This window comes from Arthrobacter sp. CAN_A214 (genome assembly GCF_015751955.1).
Classification (GTDB): domain Bacteria; phylum Actinomycetota; class Actinomycetes; order Actinomycetales; family Micrococcaceae; genus Arthrobacter_D.
The window spans coordinates 39,774-52,301 of the sequence record NZ_JADOUU010000011.1; the positions used below are offsets into that span (position 1 = coordinate 39,774).

Here is a 12,528-nt window from a genome sequence, read left to right on the forward strand (position 1 = left end):
TCATCCTGCCTGGCGTGGAACCATCAGTTCCGCTGCTCCGTCGGCGTTTCCGTCGGGGTTTCAGTCGGGGTTTCCGTCGGGGTTTCCGTATCGTGCCCGGTGGACGGATAGTGCCCCGGTAGTTCTGTTGACGGAGTAACAGCCGCCAGGATGCGGTGGAGACTCATGGCGATCGATGCCGCAGCACCGAACGGGGCTTCCTGGGCAGCGCTTTCATTGGCTTTGCCCGCCAGGTGAAGCATGGCTTTCTCGGCGTTGTCGAGCGTTTCGCCGGCTATCCCGTCCACGGTCCACTGTGTGAGGACATTGCTGACGGCGGTAAAAGCCTCCTGCAGCGGCGCTTTGAAATCCTCTGACAGGGCGGGCTCGCGGGAGGTGCCGTGGATGGAATCCTGCAGCATGTTGGTGATGTTCAGGGTATGGAAGGTGACCACTTCCAACACTTCGATGTGCTCGAAATCCTTCGCGAGGTCTCGGGGATGAAAGCGGCGGCGCACATTGCCCTTCCGGCTCTCCTGCGCATAATTCAGTGCCTCCCGCGCTCCTTCGGCCGTACGGGAGAGGTCCGCGCGCCGCCGGCCCCACCGCTGATCGTTCGACGACCAGTTCTCACGCAGGGCATCGCTGACGTCCCTCAGTTGCTGCGCGGCGGTCCTGCGCAGCAGGGCAAGTTTTGCCACTGCTGCATCAGAATGCAGCGGCGGTACCACCAGCGCGCTGACCGTGAGGCCGACGAGAACCCCCACGACCATCTGGATCAGGTACCCGATCGAGTATCCCAGGTCGTTGTTTCCGATGATCAGCACGAACAGTCCCGCCGACGCGATTCCTGTTCCGCCCCCGGCTGTGCGCTTGAGCCAGCCGGCCAGGAGAACTCCAGTGCCCACCACGAAAGCAATGGTGAGTGCGTTCGGATCGCCGATCCATGCTGCGAAGAAGGCGAGCAGAATCCCGATGGTCAGGCCTGCCATGGTCTGCAGCCCCAGCTTCACCGTTCCCGAGACGGTCGGATAAATCGCGAGCAAAGCGCCCAGCGGCGCGTAGTACGGATACTCCGCCGCCACTCCCTGCATGGAGACGGCAATGACCCAGGCGATCCCGGCCGCCAGCGCTGCTTTGAACGACAACAGGAGATGGGGGTGGCGAAGATACTGCCGCACCGCGGGAAGCGGGGACCGCCGGGCAGGCCGCTCCGTCGCCGAACTGCCGAAAGGACCGGATGAATCATCGACCGCCATGGCCCCATTCTTCCACCCGCACTCGACCGGCTGTCAGCCAGGGGCGCTCGGCAAAGGCACAGCGCCGACTTGGCGTGAGAGAATGGGCCTATGGTGCGCGGTGACGGACAACTTTCCCATGATCTTCTTCCCGGCGAAAAAGGACCCCAGGATGCCTGTGGTGTGTTCGGCGTGTGGGCGCCCGGGGAAGAGGTAGCCAAGCTCACCTACTACGGTCTCTACGCGCTGCAGCACCGCGGCCAGGAATCGGCGGGCATTGCGACCAGCGACGGGCAGCGCATCAATGTCTACAAGGACATGGGGCTGGTGTCGCAGGTCTTCGACGAGACAACGCTGAATACGCTCACCGGTCATATCGCGGTGGGTCATTGCCGGTACTCCACAACGGGATCCTCCCTCTGGGCCAACGCGCAGCCCACCCTCGGTGCAACCGCCGCAGGAACGGTGGCCCTGGCCCACAACGGAAACCTCACCAACTCGGCGGAGCTGTACCGGATGGTGCTCGAGCGCCACGGGAAGCCCCGCTCCGGAGAGATGGCGCAGGGCAACACGACCGACACGGCGCTCGTGACTGCCCTCCTGGCCGGGGATGACGGTCGGTCCCTCGAAGAGACCGCCCTTGAACTGCTGCCCAGCATCCGTGGAGCCTTCTGCTTCGTCTTCATGGACGAAGGAACCCTCTACGCGGCGCGGGATGCCTACGGTGTCCGCCCGCTCGTACTCGGCAGGCTCGAGCGCGGCTGGGTGGTGGCCTCCGAGCAGTCGGCGCTTGCCACCGTCGGTGCCAGCTTCATCCGGGAGATCGAGCCGGGCGAGTTCATCGCCATTGATGAACAAGGCGTCCGGTCGAGCCGTTTCGCCACCCCGACGGCGGCGGGTTGCGTCTTCGAATATGTCTACCTCGCCCGCCCCGATGCCGCGATCGCCGGCAGGTCGGTGTACGAGTCCAGGGTCGAGATGGGCCGCCAGTTGGCCCGCGAGAATTCCGCGGAGGGCGACATCGTCATCCCTGTGCCGGAATCGGGGACCCCGGCCGCCGTGGGCTTCGCCGAGGAATCCGGAATCCACTTCGCGCATGGTTTCGTGAAGAATGCCTACGTGGGCCGGACCTTCATCCAACCCAGCCAGACCCTCCGGCAACTCGGCATCCGCCTCAAACTCAATGCCCTGGAGTCGGTGATCCGGGGCAAGCGCATCATCGTGGTGGACGATTCGATCGTCCGAGGCAATACCCAGCGCGCGGTAGTGCGGATGCTCCGCGAAGCCGGTGCCGCCGAGGTCCACGTCAAAATCTCCTCTCCCCCGGTCCGCTGGCCATGCTTCTACGGCATCGACTTCGCATCCCGTGCAGAACTGATCGCCAACGGCGCCGCAGTAGCCGAGATCAGCAAGTCGATCGGCGCCGACAGCCTCGCCTATATCTCCGAAGACGGCATGATCGCCGCGACGCAGCAGCCCCGCGAGCGCCTCTGCACCGCCTGCTTCACCGGGAACTACCCCATCGAACTCCCGGTCGACGACCACCTGGGCAAGAACCTGCTGGAACACCTCAACCCGGCGGACAAGACCGGGGCCAACGGATGCGATCCCGGACCCGACAGTGAATTCGAAGCCGTACTGACCGACGCAGACAAGAAAGAGCGGGTATGAGCGCGCCTTCCAATCCCATCACCTACGCGAGCGCCGGAGTGGATGTCGAGGCGGGAGACCGCGCCGTCGAGCTCATGAAGGACGCGGTCAAGGCCACTCATGGCAGTCAGGTGGTCGGTGGTGTCGGTGGTTTCGCGGGCCTCTACGATGTCTCGAAGCTGCTCACCTACCGGCGCCCGCTGCTGGCCACCTCCACCGACGGTGTGGGGACCAAGGTCGCCATCGCGCAGGCCATGGACATTCATGACACCATCGGATTCGACCTCGTGGGCATGGTGGTCGACGACATCGTGGTGGTGGGTGCCGAACCGCTGTTCATGACCGACTACATCGCGTGCGGCAAGGTAGTGCCGGAGCGCATCGCCGACATCGTGCGTGGCATCGCTGCAGCCTGTACGGTGGCGGGGACCGCGCTGGTGGGCGGCGAGACCGCCGAGCACCCGGGCCTGCTGGGTGAGCATGAGTACGACGTCGCCGGCGCCGCGACCGGCGTCGTCGAGGCTGATCGCGTTCTCGGCCCGGAGCGGGTCCGCGACGGCGATATCGTGATTGCGATGGCGTCCTCCGGCCTGCACTCGAACGGGTATTCGCTGGTTCGACGCGTCATCAACCAGGCAGGGTGGACGCTCGACCGGCAGGTTTCCGAGCTGGGCCGCACGCTCGGTGAGGAACTCCTCGAGCCCACGCGCGTCTACGCCGCAGACTGCCTCGCTCTAGCTCGCGACGACGCTGCCCAGGTGCACGGCTTCAGCCACGTCACCGGTGGCGGGCTCGCGGCGAACCTCGCGCGCGTGCTTCCGCGGGGCATGGAGGCCAGCATCGACCGCTCCACCTGGGAGCTCCCACCCATCTTCACCCTTGTCTCACAGCTCGGCTCCGTGCCGCTGCCGGACCTCGAGCGCACGCTCAACCTCGGTGTGGGCATGGTGGCGATCGTCGGGGCCGCCGGCGCCGATGCGGCCCTTGCCCACTTGAACGCCGCCGGCGTGCCGTCCTGGGTGATGGGCAGCGTGAAGGCGGCAAGCAATGCCGGCACGGACGGCCCGGACTACGTGCAGGGCGCCAAGGGAGTCGACGGCGGCTCCGTGCGGCTGCTCGGCGCCTACGCCTGAACCGGCCCGTCGCCGGGCCCCGGATCTGACAAAGCCCCCGCCACGTGGCAGACCTTTGGACACGGCTGAGCTGGACATAGCAGAGCCCCCTCCCTCCCGGAAGGAGGGCGGGGGCTCCGCTGCGTTCGGCTCAGCCTGCGGTAGTCAGGACTTGCCGGCCTGCTTGCGCGTCACAACGACGTCGAACGAACTGGTCCGGGTGTTGCCCGCCTCGTCCGTGGCCGTGCAGGTGACGGTCGTGACGGCGACCGGGAAACGGCTGCGCGTCCCGGGCGTGCAGTCCACGGGCACTTCGCCGTCGAGCGTGTCGATCGCCGAGGGCCGCACATAGTCCAGCTTGACGCCGCTGGCGCCGGGCGAAACCGCCGGAATATCGGCTTGGTCGACGATCCGCGGCGGCAGCACGTCAGCCGGGCGGGCAGGCAACCGAGTCGGGTCGACAATACCCCAGTAGGCCGGCGTGACCTGCAGGTCGTCGTCGAAGGGCAGCGGCTGCTCCCACGGCCGGGCCATCGGCCAGGTCCGCAGCCAGGTGCGGGCGTTGCTGATGCCCCAGAACGTCACCGAATCAATCGACTCGTTGTGCTCGCCGAGCATGGCGAACAGGTCGCGATAGTAGTAGCCCACCTCGGCCGCGGCATCCTCGTCGTTCTCGAAGGCGGGGCTGTAGGGATCCGTCTGGCCGCCACTGACATCCGCACCCTGGTTCTCGGTGGACGCGTTGACGTCGAGCTCCGTGATCGCCTGGAGCAGGTTGGGGTTGACGGCCTCCACCGCCGTGATCGAGTCCTCGAGCCACTCCACCGGGCGGGCGACGTCGACGTGGGCTTGGTGCCCCACGCCGTCGATCGGCACCCCGCGGGCCTCGAGGGCGCGAATCAGGTCGAGGTAATCGGCCCTCTTCTCCGGCATCTCGGTGTTGTAGTCGTTGATGAACAGCTTCGCCTCCGGGAAGTACCGGTCGGCGAGGTGGAAGGCCTCGTCGACGAAGCCCTCGCCGAGGACCTGGAACCAGCGGCTGTCCCGCATATCGTGCGGGTTGGCCGTCTCGCCGTCCGCAATGGTCTCGTTGACGACATCCCAGGCCCAGACAGGGCTGTTCCCCTCCGGGTAACGGGCGTCGATGTGGTCCGCGATGCCCTTGAGATGGGCTTCCATACGCGCCTTGAGCAGTGCCTGGTCCGCCGCACTGTTGGTCAGGTCCCGGGTGCCGTCCTGAAAGAACCACGCCGGAGTCTGCGAGTGCCAGGCGAGGACATGGCCGTAGACCTTCACATCATTGGCGTCCGCGAAGTCCAGCAGCTGGTCCAGCTGGGTGAACGCGAACCGACCCTCGACGGGCTGCACGCTCTCGGGCTTGCCCGCGTTCTCCGGGGTGAACGCGTTGAAGTGCTTGCGCACGAGGTCCGCCGCACTTCCGACGGTTTCCCGGGCGTCGATCGCCACACCGACGTGTTCGATCCCCCGGTCTCCCAGGACGTCCTTCAGCCCGGGCACGTCGGCCTGGATGGGTGTCTCGGCGAACGGCGCGAGGCGGAAGTCATCCAGCAGGAAGTCGACACCGACGGGCCCCTCGACGTACACCTGCACCTTGTCCGCCACCGCCCCGAGGGTGTAAGTGCCCTCAAGTCGGGTCCAGCCGTCGGCAGTAACTGAAGCGGCGGCACCCGCAACGCCGTCGTACGCACTGCCCCCGCCGTTGTCGCGCTGCACCGACACCTTCAGCGATGCCGGCGCCCGGCCCGGAGCGAGCTTCGCCCAGACCGACACCTCCACGGCTGTTCCGACGGGCAGTCCCGCGGTCACGTCGAGTGCGGCGCCGTGCCAGGGCTCCGTCCGGTTGGTCACGAGCAGGCTGCCCGACCCTGTGCGGGCATCCCCGCTGGGAGCGACCTGGACGCCGTCTCCGCGCGCCGTCCACCTGTCGGTGCCGGTCTCGAAACCGGAGGCGACGCCGGCGGGCCCCTCGGCGGCAGCACCGCCGCGCGGCAGGGTGAACGACCAGCCCTCCGCGAGCTTCTCCGTCACAACCGTCGTGACGGCACGCACCGTGTTGGCGCGGTCGCCGCCGCCGTCGTGGACGAGGACGACGGCTCCGGGCGTGAACGCCGCACGGAGGTTGGCCGTCAGGGTCTCCTCGCTGAGATCATTGCCGTCCCAGTCGAAAATGACGTTGCCGAGGCCCAACGGCTGCATGCCGAGCGCTGCCGCCACCTCGCCGGTGGCTCCCCAGCTGCCGTTCGGTGCCCGGAAGTACGGGACCTGCAGGGCAGGATCACCGGCCGCGTCGCGGATGATGCGGAGGTTCTCCTTGAGGTCCGCCTCGATCTGCGCCTGCGTCCAGGACCCCATGTCGGCGAAGGACGTGCCGTGGTTGCAGAGGGTATGGCCCTCGGCGACGATCCGGCGCAGCAGTTCCGCGCCCCCCGGCGCCTGCACGTTCTGCCCGATGATGCAGAAGGTCGCGGAGATGTCCTGGTCCCGCAGGAGATCCAGGACAGCGGTGGTCTCACCGGGGTTCGGTCCGTCGTCGAAGGTGAGGGCGACGGCGTTGCCGGTGCCGCGCGCCGATGCGAGGGGCGTCGTCGTGGGATTCTCGGCACCGCCGGGACGGAACGCCGGGTCGGGAGTGGGTTGCCAGGTGCCACCGTCCGCCGGTGCGGCCGTGCCGGTGATCACGACGTCGTCCACGAGGTAGTCGTAGGGCGCACCCAGGTCTCCTGTTCCGAGATAGGCCCGCAGAGTGGCCGGGTCGGCGCCGGCGGGGGCGTTGAACGTGCCGCTCATTGGGGTCCAGGCATCCGCTGAGATCGTCGTGTTACCCACCCAGCTGTAGGTGGGTTCGACGACGAAGCGCGCCGACGTCGTCGTTCCCGCCGCGGCTGCCAGCTTGACCGAGGCCGAGAACGTGTAGGTCCCGCCGGGCTGCAGCAGGTTCGCCGGGGTCTTCACGCCGTCGTAGTCGTTGGCCCTGCCCTGCACCAGCAGGGCCTTGTCCCCGTCGGCGTCGACGACCGACAGTGCCGCCTCACCGTTCCGGGTCAACGGACCGAAGGCGCCGTCCTCGAAATCCTCGCTCAACAGGATCGACGGTTCGTCGGCGGAGGCAGCCGGCAGCGCCAGGGCTCCGGCCCCAGCCATCAGGCCGAACGCCGTCGCGCCGGCAATCAGACATCGTTGTCTCATGGTTCTCCTTGTCGTGGTGGCCCGGCCCGCTGGGCAGGGGCCGCAGCAGCGGACAGCCCGCATGCTGCATGGAACTTCTGGAACTTCTGGGACTTCTGGTGGACCGTCCGGGCGAAGCCCGAGCACCTACCGGTTTCCGCGGCCGGGTGACGCGGACTCGAGCGTGTCCTGCAGGGCGTAGTAGGCGGGCTTCCGTGTGAAGTCCTCCTCCATGACGGTCGCTTCGCCCTCTCCGGCGAAGAAGACGGGCACCCACGAGTACTTGTCCGTGAAGCCCCAGATGGTGAAGGAATTGCACTCGTCGACCGTGATGCATGCCTCGAGGGCACGCTGGTAGTAGCCGGCCTGCTGCTTCAGCTGCGCCGCCGTCGGCTCGGTGCCGACCGGGACGTCCATGCGGACATCGATCTCGGTGATGGCCGTTTCCAGCCCGAGGTCGTCGAAACGCTGCAGGTTGGCCTGGAGGTCGCCCGGGAAGCCGTAGCGGGTGCTCAGGTGGCCCTGGATGGCGAAGCCGTCGACCTGCACGCCCTGCGCCTGGAGCCGCGGAATGAGCTCGAGGTAGGCATTGCTCTTCGCGTTGATGCCCTCCACCCCGTAGTCGTTGAAGAAGAGCTTGGCCTCGGGGTCCGCCTCGTGTGCCCAGCGGAACGCGTCGGCGATGATCTCGGGGCCCAGTTCGCGGATCCAGATGTTGTCCGTGGTGCGGAGGGTGCCGTTGTCGTTGAAGATCTCGTTGGCGACATCCCACTGCTGGATCTTGCCGGCGTACCTGCCCACCACGGTCTGGATGTGATCCTTGAGAATCGCCCGGAGCTCGTCCTTGGAGAAGTTGCCCTGCTCGAGCCATGCGGGGTTCTGGCTGTGCCAGAACAGGGTGTGCCCGCGGACCACCTGCTTGTTCTCCTGGGCGAACTGGACGATCGCATCCATTTCGGCGAAGCGGTAGACGCCCTGCTCCGGGTGGACGAACTCCCACTTCAGCTGGTTCTCCGGGGAGATCGAGTTGAACTCTGCGGCAAGACGCTGGCGGTATTCCTGGTCGAAAGTGAACGGATCGGGGTAGCCCTGGGTCTCGTGATGGCCACCACCGGCGACGGCTGTGCCGATCTTCACGTCCTTCGGCGCGACCCAGCGCAGGGTGTCCTGCTTGGCGAGCCCTGGGGGCTGGTGGCCCTCCGGCAGTCCGGCGAGCGCCGGAGTGGCCGGCAGGAGGATTGTCGAAGCCAGAACGGCTGCAGCGAGGACATGCGGAACCTTCATGAGAGCTCTCCCTTGAGTACAGATGGTTGGTCATTACGGGGGTGACAAAAGTTTGCGGTAGTTTCCGGAAGTTTCCGGAAATACCGTTGCTGTAGGTTAGGAACATTCCATGGCCGAGGTCAAGGGTGCGCAGAATATTGACTTGCGCGCCGACTTTGTCCCAACAGGTCTTCGTCTCCCGCAGGAGGATTTCGTGCAGGACAAACTCCAGCCCGTGGTGACCATCTCCGCAGTCGCCGCGGCAGCCGGCGTATCCGTTCCCACGGTTTCGCGGGTGCTCAACGGCCGCTCGGATGTAGCCCCTGCGACGCGGGAGCGCATCGAGATGCTTCTTCGTGAGCACGGCTACCGGCGGAGGGGCTCGGTGTCCCCTGCGAGAGCCGGACTGATCGACCTGGTCTTCAACGACCTCGACAGCCCCTGGGCGGTGGAGATCATCCGGGGAGTCGAGGAAGCAATGAATGCGGAGCGCATCTCCGTCGTGGTGTCCGCCGTCCACCGGCGGGGCGGCGCCGACTCCACGCGCAGGTGGCTCGAAACCCTGGAAGCACGGCCGAGCGACGGAGCCGTACTTGTCACCACGGACCTCGATTCCTTCCTGCACGCCGAACTCCAACGCCTCCACCTGCCGGTGGTGGTCGTCGATCCGGCCGGCGTGCCCGACCTCGAGGTTCCGACGATCGGTGCCACCAACTGGACGGGAGCAGTGACCGCTACGGAGCACCTGCTCCGGCTGAACCACCGCCGGATCGGCTTCGTGGCCGGCCGGCCGGGTCTCTGGTGCAGCCGCGCTCGCCTTGACGGCTACCGGGCGGGGCTTGACGCAGCCGGCATTCCGTTCGACCCCGCGCTGGTGCGGGAGGGGAATTTCGACTACGGGTCCGGATTCCAGGCCGGCTCCCAGCTCCTGGCTCTCGCCGAGCCTCCCACTGCCATCTTTGCGGCGAGCGACCAGATGGCACTCGGCGTCTACGAGGCGGCGCGCCAGCGTGGGCTCCGCGTGCCCGATGACCTCAGCGTCGTCGGCTTCGACGACCTCCCCGAGGCCGGCTGGGCGGCACCACCCCTCACGACCGTCCGGCAGCCCCTCGCCGAGATGGGCGTGCTCGCGGCACGCACCCTGACCCGACTCATCAACGGCGAGACCATCGAGAGCCCGCGCATCGAGCTGTCGACGAAGCTCATTCTCCGCGAGAGCGTCCGAGCCCTCGCTCCACCCCGCTAGTACCACCGCTCCACCGCGCCGTCCCGAGACGCTGCACTTCCAGGAAAAGTTTGACTCTGGCGTCAAACCGAATATGTTTGTAACGGCAACATATCAGTCACACCACACCCCTGGAGCACTCAATGGCGATCGAGCCCACACGCGACGACAAATTTTCCTTCGGCCTCTGGACGGTGGGCTGGGAAGCCCAGGACCAGTTCGGCTCAGCGACCCGCGCCCCCCTGGACGTCGTCGAGGCCGTCAACCGGCTCAGCGACCTCGGCGCCTACGGCATCACGTTCCATGACAACGACCTGTTCCCCTTCGGGTGCTCGGCAGCCGACCGCCAGCGTGAGATCGACCGCCTGACCGGCGTCCTGAAGTCCACCGGCCTGGTCGTGCCGATGGTCACCACCAACCTGTTCAGCCACCCCGTCTTCAAGGACGGCGGCTTCACCAGCAATGACCGCGGCGTGCGGCGCTTCGCCCTGCGCAAGGTCCTCGACAACATCGACCTCGCAGCCGAACTCGGCGCACAGACCTTCGTCATGTGGGGCGGCCGTGAAGGCAGCGAATACGACTCCGCCAAGGACATCCGCGGTGCCCTCGAGCGTTACCGCGAGGCGGTCAACCTGCTCGGCGACTACGTGACGGACAAGGGCTACGACATCCGCTTCGCCATCGAGCCGAAGCCGAACGAACCCCGCGGCGACATCCTCCTGCCCACCCTCGGCCATGCCATGGCCTTCATCGAGACGCTCGAGCGCCCCGAGCTCGTGGGCATCAACCCCGAAACAGGCCACGAGCAGATGGCGGGTCTGAACTTCACCCACGGCATCGCGCAGGCGTTGTACCAGGGCAAGCTGTTCCACATCGACCTCAACGGCCAGCGGAGCATCAAGTTCGACCAGGACCTCGTGTTCGGTCATGGCGACCTCCAGAACGCCTTCTCGCTGGTGGACCTGCTCGAATTCGGTGGTCCTGCCGGTGGACCCACCTACGACGGCCCCCGGCACTTCGACTACAAGCCGAGCCGCACCGAGGACATGGACGGCGTCTGGGATTCCGCAGCGGCGAACATGCAGACGTACCTCCTGCTCAAGGAGCGCGCCGCAGCCTTCCGCGCCGACCCCGAGGTCCAGGCAGCCCTGGCCGCCTCACGCGTCTCGGAGATCAACGAGCCCACGCTCAACGCCGGCGAGAGCTACGACGCCCTGCGTGCCGACCGCGCCTCCTACGAGGACTTCGACACCGACGCCTACTTCAACGGCAAGGGCTTCGGCTTCGTCAAGCTCCAGCAGCTGTTCATCGAGCACCTGCTCGGCGCCCGCTGATCCATGGCACTCGTCGCGGGAGTGGACTCGTCCACCCAGAGCTGCAAGATCGTCATCGTCGACGCGGGAACCGGCGCTGAGGTCCGACGCGGCCGCGCCTCCCACCCGGAGGGAACGGAAGTAGATCCGTCCGCCTGGTGGGACGCGCTCCTGGCCGCGATCGAGGATGGCGGCGGCCTGCACGACGTCGACGGCGTCTCCATCGCTGCGCAGCAGCACGGCATGGTGCTGCTGGGCGTCGATGGGCAGGTGCTCCGCCCGGCGCTCCTGTGGAACGACACGCGGTCCGCCGGTGCGGCCTCGGACCTGATCGACGAGCTCGGTTCGGAGCAGATCGTCCGGCGGACCGGGTCCGCCCCCGTGGCTTCCTTCACCGTCACCAAGGTGCGGTGGGTGCGGGACGCGGAGCCCGACGTCGTTCCGCGGATCGCCGCCGTCGCGCTTCCCCACGACTGGCTGACCTGGCGCCTGCGCGGTTTCGGGCCGGAGGGCGAGTCGCCGCTGGGCCCTGTTCTGGAGGAACTCACCACCGACCGGTCCGATGCCAGCGGTACCGGCTACTGGAATCCCGCCACCGGCGATTACGACCTCGACCTCTTCGAACTGGCCCTCGGCCGGCCCGCCCGGGAGGCCGGTTCGCCGGTCGACGCGGCTCCGAGTGCGGGTGCGGGGGCGCGTGCCGTGATCCTGCCCCGGATCCTTTCCGCCGGGGCATCGGCCGGAATCGTTCACGCCTCGCTGGCGGGGCCGTCCGGCCACCGGATCGTTCTCGGCCCCGGGGCCGGTGACAATGCGGGAGCGGCACTCGGCCTGGGCGCCCGGAAGGGTGACGTCGTCGTGTCACTGGGCACCAGCGGCACGGTGTTCGCCGTAGCAGCCGACCCCGTGCTGGACGGCTCGGGCGTCGTCGCCGGCTTCGCCGACGCCAGCGGGCTGTTCCTGCCCCTCGTTGCGACCCTCAACGCTGCGCGGGCGCTGTCATCGGTGGCAGGCCTGCTGGGCGTTGACCACGACGGTTTCTCGGCGCTGGCCCACGAGGCCGACGCCGGGTCCGGGGGTGTAGTGCTCATTCCCTACTTCGAGGGTGAGCGTACCCCCAACCTGCCGACCGCGAACGCGAGCTTCCACAACCTGACCATCGCCTCGACCACCCGGGAGAACCTCGCCAGGGCGGCCGTGGAGGGCATGCTGTGCGGGCTCGCGGACGCGCTGGACGCCGTGCGGGCAGCAGGGGTCGTCCCCCGTAACATCCTGCTGATCGGTGGTGCCGCCTCCAACGCCGCCGTGCAGGCCGTGGCCGCCCAGGTCTTCGACCTCCCGGTGCGGGTTCCCGCGCCGGGTGAGTACGTGGCACGCGGTGCGGCCGTCCAGGCGGCCTGGGTGCTGAACGGCTTCCGGCCGGACTGGGCCCTGGATTCCCTCAGCGATACGCCCTCCGATCACCGGCCGCTCATCCGCGACCAGTACCGGGCGGCAGGAGCGGCCGTCCGTTACTGACGGTCGTCCTCCCAGCAACGAAACAGCCCGCCCCCTCGATCCGA

At 67.5% G+C, this 12,528-nt stretch carries 8 protein-coding genes; 5 read left to right on the forward strand and 3 right to left on the reverse strand.

The features are described from left to right. Positions 1 to 23: 23 nt before the first annotated feature. Positions 24 to 1,238, reverse strand: a complete 1,215-nt coding sequence (locus tag IWX65_RS10920) for an FUSC family protein (protein ID WP_196882806.1) — start codon at positions 1,236 to 1,238, stop codon at positions 24 to 26. Between the two features lie 90 nt (positions 1,239 to 1,328). Between IWX65_RS10920 and purF the strand changes: the two genes are divergently transcribed. Together purF and purM are read left to right on the forward strand one after the other, a co-directional pair. Then, a complete protein-coding gene (gene purF, locus IWX65_RS10925; RefSeq protein WP_196882807.1) occupies positions 1,329 to 2,888 on the forward strand; it encodes an amidophosphoribosyltransferase in 1,560 nt (519 codons plus the stop codon). After that, a complete protein-coding gene (gene purM / locus IWX65_RS10930) occupies positions 2,885 to 4,000 on the forward strand; it encodes a phosphoribosylformylglycinamidine cyclo-ligase (RefSeq protein ID WP_196882808.1) in 1,116 nt (371 codons plus the stop codon). Before purF ends, purM begins: the two co-directional genes overlap by 4 nt. 144 nt (positions 4,001 to 4,144) lie before the next feature. On the opposite strand, the gene IWX65_RS10935 is transcribed toward purM, so the two are convergent. Together IWX65_RS10935 and IWX65_RS10940 are read right to left on the reverse strand one after the other, a co-directional pair. Then, entirely contained in the window at positions 4,145 to 7,186 is a 3,042-nt protein-coding gene (locus IWX65_RS10935; RefSeq protein ID WP_196882809.1) for an endo-1,4-beta-xylanase, read from the reverse strand. Positions 7,187 to 7,312: 126 nt separating this feature from the next. Next, the gene (locus tag IWX65_RS10940; RefSeq protein ID WP_196882811.1) at positions 7,313 to 8,449 is read right to left on the reverse strand and encodes an endo-1,4-beta-xylanase; all 1,137 of its coding nucleotides are present in this window, start codon (positions 8,447 to 8,449) and stop codon (positions 7,313 to 7,315) included. Positions 8,450 to 8,642: 193 nt separating this feature from the next. Between IWX65_RS10940 and IWX65_RS10945 the strand changes: the two genes are divergently transcribed. From IWX65_RS10945 to IWX65_RS10955, 3 genes are all read left to right on the forward strand, one after another. After that, positions 8,643 to 9,674, forward strand: coding sequence for a LacI family DNA-binding transcriptional regulator (locus IWX65_RS10945; protein ID WP_196882813.1), 1,032 nt, complete (start codon positions 8,643 to 8,645; stop codon positions 9,672 to 9,674). A gap of 122 nt (positions 9,675 to 9,796) precedes the next feature. Continuing rightward, positions 9,797 to 10,987 carry a xylose isomerase gene (xylA, locus tag IWX65_RS10950; protein WP_196882815.1) on the forward strand — a complete coding sequence of 397 codons (1,191 nt, stop codon included), beginning with the start codon at positions 9,797 to 9,799 and terminating at the stop codon, positions 10,985 to 10,987. Positions 10,988 to 10,990: 3 nt separating this feature from the next. After that, positions 10,991 to 12,484 carry a xylulokinase gene (locus IWX65_RS10955; protein ID WP_196882817.1) on the forward strand — a complete coding sequence of 498 codons (1,494 nt, stop codon included), beginning with the start codon at positions 10,991 to 10,993 and terminating at the stop codon, positions 12,482 to 12,484. Positions 12,485 to 12,528 lie beyond the last annotated feature (44 nt).

Coding starts and splice junctions, on each gene's coding strand:
- IWX65_RS10920 (WP_196882806.1), bottom strand. CDS start 1,238: ATGGCGGTCGATGATTCATCCGGTCCTTTCGGCAGTTCGGCGACGGAG.
- purF (WP_196882807.1), top strand. CDS start 1,329: ATGGTGCGCGGTGACGGACAACTTTCCCATGATCTTCTTCCCGGCGAA.
- purM (WP_196882808.1), top strand. CDS start 2,885: ATGAGCGCGCCTTCCAATCCCATCACCTACGCGAGCGCCGGAGTGGAT.
- IWX65_RS10935 (WP_196882809.1), bottom strand. CDS start 7,186: ATGAGACAACGATGTCTGATTGCCGGCGCGACGGCGTTCGGCCTGATG.
- IWX65_RS10940 (WP_196882811.1), bottom strand. CDS start 8,449: ATGAAGGTTCCGCATGTCCTCGCTGCAGCCGTTCTGGCTTCGACAATC.
- xylA (WP_196882815.1), top strand. CDS start 9,797: ATGGCGATCGAGCCCACACGCGACGACAAATTTTCCTTCGGCCTCTGG.
- IWX65_RS10955 (WP_196882817.1), top strand. CDS start 10,991: ATGGCACTCGTCGCGGGAGTGGACTCGTCCACCCAGAGCTGCAAGATC.